Consider the following 15,233-nt stretch of genomic DNA (forward strand, 5'->3'; position numbering starts at 1 on the left):
CACTCTAACCCGCTGCGCCGAGCCCCATTGGCCGGGGCCGCTATGCTGCGCGGCATGAACGAACTTCCCCTTGAGTGCCTCGAAGGCCAGACCGGCGGGGCCGATGCCCAGCCCGTGGCCACTCTGATCGTGTTGCATGGCCTGGGTGCCGACGGCAGCGACTTCGTGCCCCTGGCGCGCGAGCTGGACCTGTCGCCCATTGGCCCGGTGCGCTACGTGTTCCCCAACGCGCCCATTCGGCCCGTGACGATCAACGGCGGCTACCCCATGCCGGCCTGGTACGACATCTTCCCGCCCACCGACGGTGACCCAGCTGGTGCGCGCGCGGAAGACGAGGCCGGCCTGCGCGAGGCGGCCGACTGGGTGCAGCAACTCATTGACCGCGAGGTGGCGCGCGGCATGCCGGCGCACCGGGTGGTGCTCATGGGCTTTTCGCAAGGCTGCGCCATGACGTTGATGGCCGGCCTGCGCGCCCCGCAGCGCCTGGCCGGGCTGGCGGGCCTCTCAGGCTACCTGCCACTGGCCGCCACGCTGCCGGCCGAGGCCAGCGCCGCCAACCGCGACGTGCCCATCTTTCTGGCCCACGGCAGCGAAGACGACATCGTGGCGCCCGAGCGTGGCCTGGCCACGCGCGATGCGCTGCAGGCCATGGGCCACGGCGTGGCCTGGCACAGCTACCCCATGGGCCACACGGTGTGCCCCGAGGAGGTGGCCGATCTGCAGGCCTGGCTGCTGCAGGTGTTGCAGGTGTCCCGGGCCTAACGGATCTCGTTGGCCGGGTCGTAGGCCAGGGTGAAGCCATTGCCCGGCACGAACACGCGGCCGTTCACCGTGGCCGCGCCCGCGCGCCCGAAGGCACGGGGGCTGGCGGTGACGGTGCGCCAGGTGTTGGTGAGCGGGTCGTAGCGTTCCAGCACATCCAGCGCCCGCTCCACGTTTTCGCCACCGGCCACCCACAGCGCACCGTCCGCCACGGCCGTGGCGGCAAAGGCCCGTGCATTTACCATGGGCTGGCGTGCGCTCCATTGGTCGGTGAGGGCGTCATAGGCCGACACCGTGGCCACCCACTTCGGCACCAGGCCGCCGTAGCCGCCCACCGCGTACACGGTGGTGCCGATGGTCTGCAGGCCCAATTGGGCCCGGGGCGACGGCAGGGACGCGCGTGCTTGCCAGGTGTCGGTGTCAGGCAGGTAAGCCTCTACCGTGGCCAGCACATTGGTCTCGAACTCGCCTCCGGCCACCACGATGGCGCTGCCCGTGGCGGCGGCGCCCGCGTGAAAGCGCGGCGTGGGCATGGGCGCGCCGGTGCTCCAGAGGCCAGTGGATGGGTCGTAGATGTCCACCGTGCCCACGGCCGAGATGCTGTAGCCATCGGTGCGCCCACCCATGGCATAGAGCTTGCCGCCCCAGGCGGTGAGCGTCAGGCCCATGCGGGCGGTGGGCATGGCGGGCAGGTTGGCCCAGGTGTTGGTGGCCGGGTCGTAAACCTCAAGCGCGTTGGTGGCCGGCCCGGGCACCACGCCGGTGTCGGTGCGCTGGCCGCCGGCCACGTACACCTTACCGTCGAGGGCGGCCACGCCGGCGTATTCGCGGGCCATTGGCGCGGCAAGCACCTGCGTCCAGGGGAAATCGGCAATGCGCACCGTGGCCGTGAGCACGTTGGACAGCAGGCCCAGTCGGTCGCGGGTCTGCACCTCCACCAGGTAGCGGCCGGCAGGTTCGTCGGCCACCCCGATCTCGCCCAGGATGCTGCCCTCGGTGAGCGTCTCCAGCCCTTCCACCGGCAGCCAGCCCAGGTCCAGCACCAACTCGCCCAGCAGATTGCGCACGCGCAGTGAAATGGCGGTGAGGTCGCCTTGGTCGTCGGTGAAATCCAGCTGCACCGAGAACGTTTGGGGGGTTGACGACACGTAGGCGGCTTCTGGGGAGATGAACAGATTGCTGATGGCCGGCGCCGTGCCGGTAGGGGCGACAGTGCTGCCACCACCGCCGCCACAAGCGGTCAGGACGAAGGCGATCATCCAGACCAGTGCGAGCCGCCAGGGCGCGCGTGCGTTGGAATTCATGTGCTGCTCCTGCAGGGCAAGAATGCCCGCTGGTCACAGCATGGCCCAGCGCGCGCGCCAGACCGTTGAGCGCGCTCAGTGGGCAGTGCTGCGCGGTGCGCCAGTGAAGCGCCCGCGCCACAGCGCCACCATCGTTGGGCCGTAAAGAATGCAGGCCAGGGCCAGGCCGATCAGGGGCAGGGCGGCGAACACCCAGCCGGTGAGCGCCTCGCCGCCCAGGGCCACGCCCACGGCCAGGGCCACCACCGGGTTCACGAAGGAATAGCTGCCGGCCAGCGCCGCGCTGCTGTTCTGCAGCAGCCACAGGTAGGCGTTGAGCGTGACCAGGGTGCCCAGCACCACCAGGTACAGCCAGGCCAGGGCCGACACCCACGACACCTGGGCGAAGGTGAACGTGCGGGCCTGCGGCTCCAGCCAGGCGCTGGCCAGCAGGCTCAGTGCGCCGCCCAGCAGCCATTGCGCGCCCGAGGCCATGGCCGGCGAAGGCAGGCTGAGCTTGCGCGAGGCGTACGAGCCCAGGCTCCAGGCCAGGGGCGCGCCGAAGGCGCACAGCGTGCCGACCAGGGTGGTGGAGAAATCGCCCTCCAGCGCCAGCAGCAAGGCGCCCAGGGCGCCCAGTGCCAGGCCCAGCCAGCTCGTCCAGGGCACGGGCTCGCCGCCCCAGCGCGTCCACAGCGCCAGCCACATGGGCATGGTGGTGACCACGGTGGCCATCAGCCCCGAGCCAATGCCCAGGCGCTGCGCCGCCAGCACCAGGCCCATGGCGGCGAACACCATGAGGCCGCCGATCAGCGCGCTCGATGCCCACTGCGCCCGGGTGGGCCAGGGCAGGCCTTGCCAGCGCGCCCAGGCCAGCATCAGGCTGCCGGCCGCCACAAAGCGCGTGCCGTTCATCAGCAGAGGGGGCAGGGTCTGCATGGCCAGGCCCAGGGCGAAGTAGGTGGTGCCCCAGACGATGTAGACCGTGAGCAGGGCGGCAACCAGGCGGCTTTGGGTGGGGTGGCCGCTGGTGGGGTTGAAATTGGCTGGCATCTCGAAGCCTCTGTAAGATATTTTCCAGAGAAATTTACAGGTGCCGAATTTTCATCGGTCTTGAGACGCCATGCAAGCAAATATTCAGCTCGACGAGGTGGACGCCGGAATTTTGACGGCGCTCAGTGCCGACAGCCGACGTTCTTACGCCGATGTGGCCTCAGAGGTGGGTTTGTCCACCGCCGCCGTCCACGAGCGGGTGAAGAAGATGGTGGAGCGCGGCGTGATCGAGCGCTTCTCGCTGCGCGTGGACCCGGCGCGCCTGGGCCTGCACTTCACCGCCTTTGTGGCCATTCGCAACGACGGTGGGGTGCACTGCCGCGAGGTGGCGCCGCGCCTGCGCGAGCTGCCCGAGGTGCTGGAGCTGCACAGCGTGGCCGGCGAATACGACTTTCTGGCCAAGATTCGCACCACCCATGCCCGGGCGCTCGAGGACGTGCTCTACGCCATCAAGGCCATTCCTGGCGTGGCGCGCACCATCAGCACCGTGGTGCTGAACACCGAATTTGAAGAGCGCCCGCTGCGCTGGCCAGCCACCGGCGCGCCGCCTGCGCCCTGAGGGAAACCCCCGGTTTCCGAGGCGGCTTGGCCCGCAGGCCTTTGCGAGAATGCTTGCATGCAATCCCATTTGGCACCGTCCCATCACGCACCAGACGATCCGCGCCAGTTGCTGCGCCAGTTGTATGACGCGGCCGTGCGCCGGGCCTTGCCGCTGCACAACACCGCCGCGCACCTGCCGCCGCCGCCCAAAGGCCGCACCGTGGTGATCGGCGCGGGCAAGGCCGGTGGCGCCATGGCGCAGGCGGTGGAGGCCTTGTGGCCAGCCGATGCGCCCTTGTCTGGCCTGGTGGTCACCCGCTACGGCCACACCCCGCCGCGCCCGGCCGGCTTGCCCGAGCGCATCGAGGTGGTGGAGGCCGCGCACCCCGTGCCCGACGAGGCCGGCCTGGCCGCGGCCCAGCGCATCCTGGGCCTGGTGCAAGGCCTCACCGCCGACGACCTGGTGCTGTGCCTCATCTCAGGCGGGGGCTCGGCCCTGCTCACCTTGCCGGCCGATGGCCTCACCCTGGCCGATAAGCAGTGCATCAACCGGCAGTTGCTGGAGAGTGGCGCGCACATTGGCGAGATGAACACCGTGCGCAAGCACCTCTCGCGCATCAAGGGTGGGCGGCTGGCAGCGGCCTGCGCGCCGGCGCGGGTGGTGACGCTCACCATCAGCGACGTGCCCGGCGATGACGTGAGCGTGATCGCCAGCGGCCCCACCGTGGCGGACGCCAGTACTTGCGCCGATGCATTGGCCATCCTGCACCGCTATGGCATTGCCGTGCCCGAGGCGGTGCACCAGGCCCTGAGCAGCGGCACGCTGGAAACGCCCAAGCCGGGCGATGCGCGCTTTGCCGGCCACGCGGTGCACCTGATCGCCACGCCGCAAGAGAGCCTGCAGGCCGCGGCCGAGGCGGCGCGGGCCAAGGGCCTGAACGCCTACATCCTGAGCGACGAGATCGAGGGCGAGTCTCGCGAGGTGGGCAAGGTGCTGGGCGCCATGGCCCGATCCACCGCCCTGGGGCGCAGTGCCTTCCAGCCGCCTTGCGTGATCTTGAGTGGCGGCGAGACCACCGTGACCGTGCGCCCGCGCGCCGAGGGCCAGCCCAAGGGCCGGGGCGGGCGGGCCGGTGAGTTCTGCCTGGGCCTGGCCCAGGCCCTGGGCGGGCAGGCCGGCGTGTGGGCGCTGGCGGCCGACACCGACGGCATCGACGGCGTGGAGGACAACGCCGGCGCCTTCGTGGCGCCCGACACCCTGGCGCGCGCCGCCGCGCAAGGCCTGAAGGTGAGCGATCACTTGGACCGAAACGACGCCTACGGCTACTTCTCGGCCCTGGGCGACCTGGTGGTGACCGGCCCCACCCACACCAACGTGAACGACTTCCGGGCCTTGCTGGTGCGCTGAGTTTGGCCCCACAATACTGTGCATTCGTACAGTATTGGAGTGGGCATGGAAGCACGCTTGCCGCTGCGGCGGCTCAAGGGACGCGGGGTGTCCTTCGCGGTGCCGCACCGCTTCGAATCGACCGACCGCGCCGCTTTTGACGACGGCTGGAGCACCCTGGCCGAGCAGGCACAGGCCGACGACGGGCACGCCCCGCCGGCCACGCAGGTGACATGGGAAGACGCGCGCAGCGCCCTGACCGAAAACGACTCGCCCGACATCGGCTTTCGTTACGGCCTGAACCCCTACCGGGGGTGTGAGCACGGCTGCGTGTACTGCTACGCCCGGCCCTCGCACAGCTACCTGGGCCTCTCGCCGGGGCTCGATTTCGAGACCCGCCTGATCGCCAAGCGCGGCCTGGCCGCCTGCCTGGCGCGCGAGCTGCAACGCCCCGGCTACCAACCCGATGGCCTGGCCCTGGGTACGGTGACCGACGCCTACCAGCCCATCGAGCGCGAGCTGCGCCTCACGCGCGAGGTGCTGCAGGTGCTGCACGACGCCGGCCACCCGCTGGCCATCGTCACCAAGGGCAGCGGGGTGGAGCGCGACATCGACCTGCTGGCGCCCATGGCCGCGCAAGGACTGGTGGCGGTGTACCTCACCATCACCACGCTTGACCCGGCACTGGCCCGCGCACTGGAGCCGCGCGCCGCCGCGCCGCACCGGCGCCTGCGCACCCTGCGAACGCTGGCCGAGGCCGGCATTCCGGTGGGGGTGAGCGTGTCGCCGCAGATTCCGTTTCTGAACGAAGACATGGAACAGGTGCTGGCCGCCGCGCACGAGGCCGGCGCGCGCCGCGCTTTCTACCAGGTGCTGCGCCTGCCCTGGGAACTGAGCCCGCTGTTTCGGCAGTGGTTGCAGCAGCACTGCCCCGACCGCGCCGAGCGCGTGATGGCCCGCATTCAAGACATGCGCGGCGGGCGCGACTACAGCGCCGACTTTGCCCAGCGCATGAAGGGCCAGGGCATCTGGGCCGACCTGCTGCGCCAGCGCTTCACCAAGGCGTGTGACCGGCTGGGTTACGAGCGCACGCGGGCCCCGGTGCGCACCGACCGGTTCCGGCCGGCGGCGCTGGCGGGGCAGGGCGAGCTGTTCTGAGCGCTGGCCAACCCTTGCCAAGCGCGGGCGGCGGGGTAAGCAATTTCCACGGTTGACCTGGGTTTGTCCTTGTGCGTAAACTATGGTCCAACCATTGAAAAATGGGGCCAAAAAAACCAATGGCCTTGTGGCAACGGTGATCACCGGCAGGCAACCCCGAGGCACGCATGTGCAAACACGGCGGGTGGCGCTGGTGACATGTTTGTCAAAGGTATAATGGTCAGACCAATAAACCATGAATCGGGGACAACCGTGTTCGATCAAGCCCGCATCAACGCACTGCCCGCGCAGGACGCACCCGCCGCCAAAGGCCCAGGGGTGCTCGATGGCATCCGCGTCATTGACTTCACCCACTTCGTGGCTGGCCCCCTGGCCACCATGACGCTGGCTGACTTTGGCGCCGACGTCATCAAGGTGGAAGCGCCCGGCAAGGGCGACGATTTCCGCTACTACCCGCCGGCCGACCCCGAACTGCCGGCCCAGGGCGCGCCTTACCTCTGGACCAACCGCAACAAGCGCAGCATCGGGCTGGACATGAAATCGCCCCAGGGCCTTGAGGTGGCCAAGGCCCTGATCGCCGACGCCGATGTGCTGGTGGAGAACTTCTCCACCGGGGTGATGGAGCGCTTCGGGCTGGACTACGAGACCTGCCGCCAGATCAACCCGCGCCTGGTGTATTGCTCGGTGTCGGCTTATGGCCGCAGCGGCCCTTACGCCGACCGGCTGGGCTTTGACCCGATCGCCCAGGCCGAGAGCGGCTTCATCTCGATGAACGGCTACCCCGACCGCCAGGGCGTTCGCACCGGCTCGGCCATCATGGACATCAGCACCGCCATGTGCGCCACCAACGCCATCTTGCTGGCGCTGATGGCCCGCCAGCGCGACGGCCTGGGCCAGTTCCTGGAGGTGGCGCTGTTCGACACGGCCATCCTCATGACCGGCTTTGCCGCCATGCAGCACCTCACCACGGGTTACGAGCCCAAGCGCAACGGCAACACCAGCCCCGACACCTGCCCCTCGGGCGTGTTCCAGTGCCAGGACATGCCCTTCTACATCAACTGCGGCAACGACGGCATCTTCGTGCGCCTGTTTGAGCAGGTGCTCGATCGCCCCGACATTGCCCACGACCCGGTGCTGTCCAAGCGCGCCAACCGGCTGGAGCAGCGCGACTTCCTGTTCAAGGTGATGGAAGAGGAATTCGGCAAGCACCCCTGGAGCCACTGGCAGCCCAAGCTGCGCGCCGCCGGCGTGCCCAGCGGCCAGGTGCGCACCCTGGCGCAGGCCCTGGCGTCTGACGAGGCGCGCTCGCGCGGCCTGGTGAACCGCATCGAACACCCGGTGAAGGGCTGGATTCCCAACATCGCCACGCCGCTGCGCCTGAACCGCACGCCGGCCAAGGCATCGGTGGCCGCACCGGCCGTGGGCGCCGACACCGACGCGATCCTGCACGAGGTGCTGGGCTTTGATGCCGAGCGCATCCAGGCCCTGCGCGACGCGGGCGCCTTCGGCGCCGTGGCGCCCACCACCGCCTGAGCCGGGAGCCCAAGAGATGAGCCGCAACGTCGCCATCATCGGCGCCAGCGCCATTCCCGTGGGCCGTCACCAGACGGCCGACGACGCCGCGCTGCAGACGCTGGAACACGAAATCATGACCCGCCTCGTGGTCGAGGCGGTGCGCGACGCCGGCGTGGACAAGCAGGACATCCAGAGCCTGGTGTTCACGCTGCCGCGCCCCTACACGCGCCAGAAGTACTTCCACACCTTCCTCATGGGGCAGTTGCGGCTCTCGTGCCGCGGCAACGTGATGGAGGTGATGGGCAACGGCATGACCGCCGCGCTGGCCTTTGACCAGGCCTGCAACGACATCATGCTGGGCCGCTCCAACGTGTCGCTGGCGCTGGGCATCAACATGGAAAGCGCGGTCTCGGCGGCCGAGCACATGATGAGCAGCATGCGCACCACCGGCGATGTGGACTTCCACACCTCCGCCGGCTTCACGCCCATTGCCTGGTACGCCATGGACGCCATGCGCTACATGCACGAGCACGGCGCCACCCGCGAGCAGCTCGGCTCGGTGGCGGTGAAGAACCGCCACCACGCCAGCCTGAACCCGCTGGCGCAGTACCGCAAACCCATCACCCTGGAAGAGGTGGTGGGCCAGCGCCCCATCGTGGAGCCGCTGGGCCTGTACGACGTGCCCCCGCGCGGCGACGGCGCGGCCTGCCTGGTGCTGGCCAGCGAAGACGTGGCCAAGGAACTGGGCCGCCCCTATGTGCTGGTGCGCGGCCGTGGCTTCTGCCACGACGGCACGCACCAGATCAGCGACGTGCCCAACGACATGATCGCCTTCACCTCGGCCCGCCAGGCCGCCGCCACCGCCTACGAGCAAGCGGGCCTGTCGCCGGCCGACATCGACGTGGCCGAGCTGTACGCGCCCTGCACGATCGTGGAGGTGCTGGTGAGCGAGGCCCTGGGCCTGGTGCCGCGCGGCCAGGGTGCGCGCGCCGCCTTTGAAGGCGAGACCCGCCTGGGCGGGCGCATTCCCATCTCCACCTCGGGCGGCCTCACCTCGCGTGGCCACCCGGCCTACGTCACCTCGCTCTACAACTACGTCGAGCTGGCCGAGCAGTTGCGCGGCCGCGCTGGCGAGCGCCAGGTGGCCAACGCCCGCTTCGGCATCGCCACGGGCGAGCTGGGCAACTACAACGCCGCCCTCATTCACGTGCTGGAGGCCAAGCCATGACCCTCGCCACCGTGGCGATCGACGCCGATCGCGCCTACCCCCCGCGCCTGTCCGACTTCACGCAGACCTTCTGGTCGGCCCTGGGCCAGGGCCGCTGGCAGACGAGCTGCTGCAAGGCCTGCGGCAAACAGACCTTTCCGCCCAAGCCGGTGTGCCCGCACTGCTGGTCCACCGAAATCGAGTGGACCGAGCTGAGCCCGCGCGGCACCTTGTATTCGTGGACGCGCATCCACGCCGCGCCCGCCGTGTTCGCGGCCGAGTCGCCCTATGCCTGCGGCATCGTTGACCTGGACAACGGCATCCGCCTGGCGTGCCGCCTGGTTGAGCGAGACGACCGCCCGCTGGCCGTGGGCAAGCCCGTCGAGATGGTGGTGCTGCAGTACCGCGACGGGCCTTTGTTCGCGGCGCGCCCGGCCGACTGACCTCTTCTGTTTTTCTTCCCCACCCTGGAGACCCTCTCATGTCCCTCATCAACACCGTCGGCCTGACCGAAGACCAGCGCATGATGCGCGAAGGCGTGCTGGACCTGCTCAACCGCCACCTGCCGTGGGAAAAAGTCCGCAAGATGGACGAGAACCGCGAGTTCCCGCACGAGGCCTATGAAGCCCTGGCCGACGCCGGCTACATCGGCCTGTTCTACCCCGAGGCACTCGGCGGCATGGGCGGCTCGTACCGCGACATCGCCGTGTTCCTGGAAACGCTGGGCTACTACTACACCGGCATTGCCCAGGCCATCACCACCTCGGCCGTGTACGCCGGCATGCACATCGCCAAGTTCGGCACGCCCGAGCTGCAAAAAGAACTGGTGCCCAAGATCATTGCCGGCAAGGCCAAGCTGGCCCTGGGCATGTCCGAGCCCGGCACCGGCTCTGACGTGGCCGGTATCAAGACCTTCGCCGAGCGCCAGGGCGACGAGTACGTGCTCAACGGCAACAAGGTGTGGATCACCTGCGCCCACGTGGCCGACTACCTGGTGGTCATCACCCGCACCGACCGCGAAGGCAGCCGCCACCAGGGCATCAGCACCCTGCTGGTGGACGCCAAGGCCCCGGGCGTGACCATCCGCCCGCTGTCCATGCTGGGCCGGCGCACCACGCACGCCAACGAAATCTTCTTCGAGAACGTGCGCGTGCCCGCCACCAACCTGTTCGGCGGCGAAGGCCGTGCCTGGAAAAACATCATGAGCTGCCTGGGCCTGGAGCGCCTGGGCCTGGCCGCCATCTCCGCCGGCCACTGCTTCAAGATCACCGAGTACGCCCGCGACTACGCCAAGCAGCGCGTGCAGTTCGGCAAGCCCATCACCGACTTCCAGGTCATCCAGCACAAGCTGGCCGACATGCTCATCCTGTCGGAGACTGCGCGCCAGATGGTCTACCGCACCGCCGACGTGCTCGACGCCGGCCTGCCCGCCGTGACCGAGGCGTCCATCGCCAAGGTCGTGGCCTCGGAAAACAACTTCAAGTGCGCCGACATCGGCATGCAGATCATGGGTGGCGCCGGCTACTCGAACGAGTACGACATGCAGATGTTCTTCCGCGACTCGCGCGTGGGCCCCATCGGTGGCGGCACCAACGAGATTCAGCGCAACATCCTGGCCAAGCAGATGGACCTGGCCTGATCGGCTGCCTGACCCCTTGAAAAAAGCCCGGTGGATGTCCACCGGGCTTTTTGCTTGCCGACGCTATCGCCTGCCCAGTGGTTGGTGGTGTTGAATGGGCCGGCCGGCGACGGCGCGCCGCAGGGCAAAGGCGATGGGCTCCTCGGTGAGCTTGGCCTTCTTCATGGCATGCCCCTGCGGGGCCTTCATCGCGCCAGGCGATGGACACGATGGTGCCGGGCCGCCGGTTCTTCTATCGTCGCCAGGCGCTTGGGCTTGCCGTCGTGTTCAGCCGGCGCTGCGCCAGAGCGCACGAATTCATGGTGATACCGAAGAGGCTTCTTTTCTCCGTCGTCCTGTCGCTGGTGCTGCTGGCCGGGTGTGCCCTGGCCACCCACCGAGGCGAGGCCGCGGACGCTGCCGCGCGTTGCCAGGGCACCAGCCTGCCAGCAGGGGCGGCGCAGGCGCAGGCGCAGCCCCTTGCCTTGGGGGACACGCTCCATCAGATCAGGGCGGCGGAAGAGGTCAACGCGGTGATGGTGACCCAACACCAGTTGCCGGCTTGGCAGGCGGGCACCTACGTGGTTGATGTCACCCTTCAAGTGGGCACCCGGGTGCACATGGTGGTGGACCGTCGGGCCCATGACGCGATGGTGTGTGGCCACCTGGGCTTTGCGGGGCAGTGGGCCACCTTGGAGCAGGTGCCCGACCAGGCATTTGCCAGGAATGCCTTGGCCATCAGCACCGCGTTCAAGAACGACGTGGGCTTTGTGGTGGAGCTGGAAATCGTGAAGCCGACGGCCGCGCAGGTGGGGCTGGTGGGCCCGCTGGGCGCGGCGGCGGGGGGCGCCCTGCAGGTGAAGTTTGCGTTTGAGCAGCGCCAGGGCGCGGCGCATTTCAGGCTGGTCAGCCAGCGGGCCCTGCCCTGAGCCGGTCGGGGGCCTGCTGCGGCACTGCCTGTGGGGCAATGCCGCAGGGCATGGGGTCGAAGGGGGCGCCGGCCCTCAGCCCGCCACCGCCACCGGCCGGCACTTGTACATGTTGGAGATGGTCATCGAGTGCACCATTTCGCCGCGCTGGTTTTTCACGATGCGTTCGCAGGTGACGATGCCTTTGGTGCCGCTGCTGGTGAGCTTTTTCTCCACCGGGGTGATGAGGGCGTGGATGGTGTCGCCTGACTTCACGGGCAGGTGCATGCGCCAGTTGTCCAGGCCGGTCATGGCGATGATGGTGCCGTCGTTGATGCCGCTGAGGCATTGCAGGCCGCCCACGATGGCCAGCACCAGCGGGCCGTGGGCGATGGGCTCGCCGTAGGGCTGGGTTTTGCAGAACTCGTGGTCGACGTGGGGCGCGTTGTGGTCGCCCGAGAGGCAGGCGAAGTTGACGATGTCGGTGAGGGTGACGGTGCGGCGCGAGGTGACGATGGTCTTGCCGATCTCGAAATCTTCAAAGTACATGCCGCGCGGCTGGCGCTCTTCGATCTGGCTCATGGGGTCTCCTGTTGGGGTGGGGTGGTTTGGGGTTGGTGGAAGCGGGGGTGGTGCTGCAGCACCACCGGGCCGTCCAGGCGCCACGAGTGGCATTGGCCCAGGTAGTGCGGGCGCTCGTCGCTGGGCGGCAGGCCCTGTTTCTTGCGCTGCTGCACGTGCCAGATGGGGATGGTCTGCAAGGCGGCGGTGGCCATGTTCACCAGCAGCTCGCGCAGGTGGGTGCAGCTTTGCACGCCGCCGATGCGCTCGCTGATGGCCTTGCGCCAGCCGTAGCCGATGCGCGCGCCCACCAGGGGCTTGAGGCTGTCCTGGATTTCCATGCACACGCCAAAGGGGGTGGACAGCATCTTGGCCGAGACGTCCTGCACCACGAACTCGTCGTTCAGGGTGAGGGTGATGGCCATGTGGTGCACCGGCTGGCCCGCGGGCAGCAGGCCTTTGCCGGGGGTGAGGGTGTCGTAGTGGCGCAGGTCGCGCAGCTCGGCTTCGATGTCCCAGAGGCCATCGTCTCGGCGGTAGCCGTTGAACTCGATGGAGCGGGTGTGCAGGCGTTCTCGCATGGGGCAGGTTCGGTCAGTGGGGATGCCTGGATGATGGGGCAGGCCACCCGGTGGTTCTGTCATCAATGCATCAATGGTTGAGCCAAAACATTGTATATTTGCCCGATGCGTGTTGGCAAAGCAATTGACCACTTCCCATGGTGACCGCCCGTTCTCGCCTGGTGCTGCTGGGGCAGGCCCTGGTGGTGGTGTTCACCGTGCTGGACATGGTGTGGCCCAGCCACCTGGGGCCATGGGCCATCGCGGCGGCCGGTGGCGTGTTCATGCTGGGGGCGCGGTCGCCCATGTCGGTGGGCTTGCGCCGCACGGTGTGGGCCTTGGTGCTGGCCACCTTGGCCCTGCTGCCCTGGGGGCCAGACCCTTGGCTGGCGCTGGAGAAGGGCATTCGCATCGGGGGGCTGATCTCGGCCATCTTGCTGTCGGTGTCGCTGCTGTCGCGCGCGGCGCAGCGCGTGCAGCTCTTGCGCGAGGTGGTGCGCCGCCTGCTGGCCGTGCCCCCCCGCCAGCGCCGCGTCACCCTGCCCATTGCCAGCCAGGTGTTTGGCGGCTTCCTGGGCTTTGCGGGCATCAGCATGCTGATGGAGGCCGCGTCGCAGTTGCCCGACACCGACCTTGAGGCCCGGCGCGAGTGCTTCCAGGGCATTTCGCGGGGCTACGCGGCGGCCAATCTGTGGAGCCCGATGTACAGCAACATCAGCATCCTGCTGGCCTTGAGCCCGGGCCTGAGCTGGGGCGCCATCTTCCCCTACGCGGTGCTGCTGGCCCTGACCAGCCTGCTGCTGGGCTATGCGCTGGACCGGCTCTCGCGCCGCCGCGGCGAGGCCGCCGCTGGCGAGCCGGTGCAGTGGGGCGCGCTGGCGCGGCTGGCCTGGCCGGTGGCGCTGGGCATGCTGGTGTTTCTGTGTGGCGCCGTGGCCCTGAGCGCCTGGGCGCGGGTGCCGATCGCGGCGCTCATCGTGACGATGGCACCCATCGCGGCCGTGGCGATCACGGTGTACCTGGGGCCGCAGCGCCGCCCCTGGCGCGAGGCCTCGGCGCAGGTGCTGCAAGACTTTCGGGGCTTTCAATCGCTGGCTGGCGAGGTGCGCATGCTGATGGCCTCGGGCTGCGCGGGCACGGTGATCGCGGCGGCCATTCCGGTGACGTGGACGCAGCCGCTGGCGCATGCCCTGGCGCCTTACCCGGTGCTGGCCTGCCTGTTCCTGGCCGCGGCGGTGGTGATGCTCTCGTGCACCTCGGTGCACCCCATTCTGTCGGGCATCGTCGTGGCCGCTGCCTTTCCGGCCATGGCCGTTGGCCTGCCGCCCACGGCGCATGTGCTGGCGGTGCTGGCCGGGCTGGGCCTGGCCGTGGTGACCACGCCTTTCTCGGTGGTGAGCCTCACCGCCAGCCGCTTCTCGGGCCTGCCGCTGCTCACCGTGAGCATGAAGGCCAACCTGGGTTTTGCCGCCATCAGCCTGGTGCTGGTGGGCCTCATTCTGGGCGGCTCGGCCAGCCGGTTCGCCCACTGATTCCTCTCCTTGAAGAAAGCCATTCCCATGACCACCACCCCGTCTGCCACCGGCCCCCTGGCCGGCATCCGTGTCATTGAATTCGCCGGCATCGGCCCGGGGCCGTTCGCCTGCATGTTGCTGTCTGACCTGGGGGCCGAGGTGATCCGGGTGGACCGGCCCGGCGCGCGCCTGGGCGACCCCAAAGACATCATCGGCCGCGGCCGCCAGACCGTACTGCTGGACCTGAAGAACCCCGCCGATGTGGCGCAGGTGATGGACCTGCTGGCCCAGGCCGACGTGCTGGTGGAGGGCTTTCGCCCCGGCGTGATGGAGCGCCTGGGCCTGGGGCCCGACGCGGTGGCCGAGCGCAACCCGCGCCTGGTCTATGGCCGCATGACCGGCTGGGGCCAAGACGGCCCGCTGGCCCAGGCCGCCGGGCACGACATCAACTACATCTCGATCGCCGGCGCCCTGGCCGCCATTGGCGAGGCCGGGCGCGCGCCCGTGCCGCCGCTGAACCTGGTGGGCGACTACGGCGGCGGCAGCCTGTACCTGGTGGTGGGCATTCTCTCGGCCGTGATCGAGGCCAAGCGCAGCGGCCGTGGCCAGGTGGTGGACGCCGCCATCTGCGACGGCGTGGTCTCGCTCATGAGCCTGTTTCAGGTGCAGGCCCTGCGCGGCACGCACACCGAGCAGCGCGGCAGCAACATGCTCGATGGCGGCGCGCCGTATTACCGCGTGTATGAAACGGCCGATGGCGGCTTTGTGTCGCTGGGGCCGATCGAGCCCAAGTTCTTTGAACTGCTGTGCGAGAAGGTGGGCCTGCCCGAGCACCTGCGCCAGGCCCAGAACGACCGCGCCCGCTGGCCCGAGATGGCCGAGGCCTTCGCTGGCATCTTCCGCACCCGCACCCGCGCCCAGTGGTGTGAACTGCTGGAAGGCACCGACGCCTGCTTCTCGCCCGTGCTGCCGCTGAGCGAGGCCGCGCAGCACCCGCACCTGCAGGCGCGTGGCGCCTTCGTGCCGGTGGACGGTGTGGTGCACACCGCGCCCGCGCCGCGCCTGTCGCGCACGCCGGCGCGCATCCAGGGCCCGGCGCCCAAGGCCGCCGTGGCGGTGGCCGACCTGCTGGCGCGCTGGCAGCAGGGCTGAGCCTGGCGCCCGGCG

At 69.2% G+C, this 15,233-nt stretch carries 15 protein-coding genes; 11 read left to right on the forward strand and 4 right to left on the reverse strand.

Annotated features, from left to right (window positions below):
- Positions 1–54: 54 nt before the first annotated feature.
- Positions 55–762 carry an alpha/beta hydrolase gene (locus ACE3RQ_RS09460; RefSeq protein WP_374521720.1) on the forward strand — a complete coding sequence of 236 codons (708 nt, stop codon included), beginning with the start codon at positions 55–57 and terminating at the stop codon, positions 760–762.
- Here the strand turns inward: ACE3RQ_RS09460 and ACE3RQ_RS09465 are convergent.
- Positions 759–2,066: a Kelch repeat-containing protein gene (locus ACE3RQ_RS09465; protein WP_374521721.1), complete on the reverse strand. Its 1,308-nt coding sequence runs from the start codon at positions 2,064–2,066 to the stop codon at positions 759–761. The two genes, ACE3RQ_RS09460 and ACE3RQ_RS09465, sit on opposite strands and share 4 nt — an antisense overlap.
- A gap of 75 nt (positions 2,067–2,141) precedes the next feature.
- Positions 2,142–3,098, reverse strand: coding sequence for an EamA family transporter (locus tag ACE3RQ_RS09470; RefSeq protein WP_374521722.1), 957 nt, complete (start codon positions 3,096–3,098; stop codon positions 2,142–2,144).
- 70 nt (positions 3,099–3,168) lie between these two features.
- On the opposite strand from ACE3RQ_RS09470, the gene ACE3RQ_RS09475 reads away from it, so the two are divergent.
- The 8 genes from ACE3RQ_RS09475 (at position 3,169) to ACE3RQ_RS09510 (ending at position 11,452) form a co-directional block, all read left to right on the forward strand.
- Positions 3,169–3,657 carry an Lrp/AsnC family transcriptional regulator gene (locus ACE3RQ_RS09475; protein WP_374521723.1) on the forward strand — a complete coding sequence of 163 codons (489 nt, stop codon included), beginning with the start codon at positions 3,169–3,171 and terminating at the stop codon, positions 3,655–3,657.
- Positions 3,658–3,714: 57 nt separating this feature from the next.
- A complete protein-coding gene (locus ACE3RQ_RS09480) occupies positions 3,715–5,046 on the forward strand; it encodes a glycerate kinase (protein WP_374521724.1) in 1,332 nt (443 codons plus the stop codon).
- 45 nt (positions 5,047–5,091) lie between these two features.
- The gene (locus tag ACE3RQ_RS09485; RefSeq protein ID WP_374521725.1) at positions 5,092–6,183 is read left to right on the forward strand and encodes a PA0069 family radical SAM protein; all 1,092 of its coding nucleotides are present in this window, start codon (positions 5,092–5,094) and stop codon (positions 6,181–6,183) included.
- A 252-nt stretch (positions 6,184–6,435) separates the two neighbouring features.
- The gene (locus ACE3RQ_RS09490) at positions 6,436–7,716 is read left to right on the forward strand and encodes a CaiB/BaiF CoA transferase family protein (protein ID WP_374521726.1); all 1,281 of its coding nucleotides are present in this window, start codon (positions 6,436–6,438) and stop codon (positions 7,714–7,716) included.
- Between the two features lie 16 nt (positions 7,717–7,732).
- A complete protein-coding gene (locus ACE3RQ_RS09495; protein WP_374521727.1) occupies positions 7,733–8,926 on the forward strand; it encodes a thiolase family protein in 1,194 nt (397 codons plus the stop codon).
- Positions 8,923–9,348, forward strand: a complete 426-nt coding sequence (locus ACE3RQ_RS09500) for a Zn-ribbon domain-containing OB-fold protein (protein ID WP_374521728.1) — start codon at positions 8,923–8,925, stop codon at positions 9,346–9,348. Before ACE3RQ_RS09495 ends, ACE3RQ_RS09500 begins: the two co-directional genes overlap by 4 nt.
- 38 nt (positions 9,349–9,386) lie before the next feature.
- On the forward strand, positions 9,387–10,544 hold the full coding sequence (locus ACE3RQ_RS09505; protein WP_374521729.1) for an acyl-CoA dehydrogenase family protein: 1,158 nt from the start codon (positions 9,387–9,389) through the stop codon (positions 10,542–10,544).
- 200 nt (positions 10,545–10,744) lie between these two features.
- The gene (locus ACE3RQ_RS09510) at positions 10,745–11,452 is read left to right on the forward strand and encodes a hypothetical protein (RefSeq protein ID WP_374521730.1); all 708 of its coding nucleotides are present in this window, start codon (positions 10,745–10,747) and stop codon (positions 11,450–11,452) included.
- A gap of 75 nt (positions 11,453–11,527) precedes the next feature.
- Here the strand turns inward: ACE3RQ_RS09510 and ACE3RQ_RS09515 are convergent, their stop codons facing one another.
- Together ACE3RQ_RS09515 and ACE3RQ_RS09520 are read right to left on the reverse strand one after the other, a co-directional pair.
- Positions 11,528–12,013: a MaoC/PaaZ C-terminal domain-containing protein gene (locus ACE3RQ_RS09515; protein ID WP_374521731.1), complete on the reverse strand. Its 486-nt coding sequence runs from the start codon at positions 12,011–12,013 to the stop codon at positions 11,528–11,530.
- Positions 12,010–12,573, reverse strand: a complete 564-nt coding sequence (locus ACE3RQ_RS09520; RefSeq protein WP_374521732.1) for a DUF2889 domain-containing protein — start codon at positions 12,571–12,573, stop codon at positions 12,010–12,012. Before ACE3RQ_RS09520 ends, ACE3RQ_RS09515 begins: the two co-directional genes overlap by 4 nt.
- 137 nt (positions 12,574–12,710) lie before the next feature.
- Here ACE3RQ_RS09520 and ACE3RQ_RS09525 point away from each other — a divergent pair, with 137 nt between their 5' ends.
- Together ACE3RQ_RS09525 and ACE3RQ_RS09530 are read left to right on the forward strand one after the other, a co-directional pair.
- Positions 12,711–14,084, forward strand: coding sequence for a hypothetical protein (locus tag ACE3RQ_RS09525; protein ID WP_374521733.1), 1,374 nt, complete (start codon positions 12,711–12,713; stop codon positions 14,082–14,084).
- Positions 14,085–14,111: 27 nt separating this feature from the next.
- Positions 14,112–15,218: a CaiB/BaiF CoA transferase family protein gene (locus ACE3RQ_RS09530; RefSeq protein WP_374521734.1), complete on the forward strand. Its 1,107-nt coding sequence runs from the start codon at positions 14,112–14,114 to the stop codon at positions 15,216–15,218.
- Positions 15,219–15,233: the final 15 nt, after the last annotated feature.

It is taken from the genome of Hydrogenophaga sp., assembly GCF_041913525.1.
Taxonomy (GTDB): domain Bacteria; phylum Pseudomonadota; class Gammaproteobacteria; order Burkholderiales; family Burkholderiaceae_C; genus Hydrogenophaga.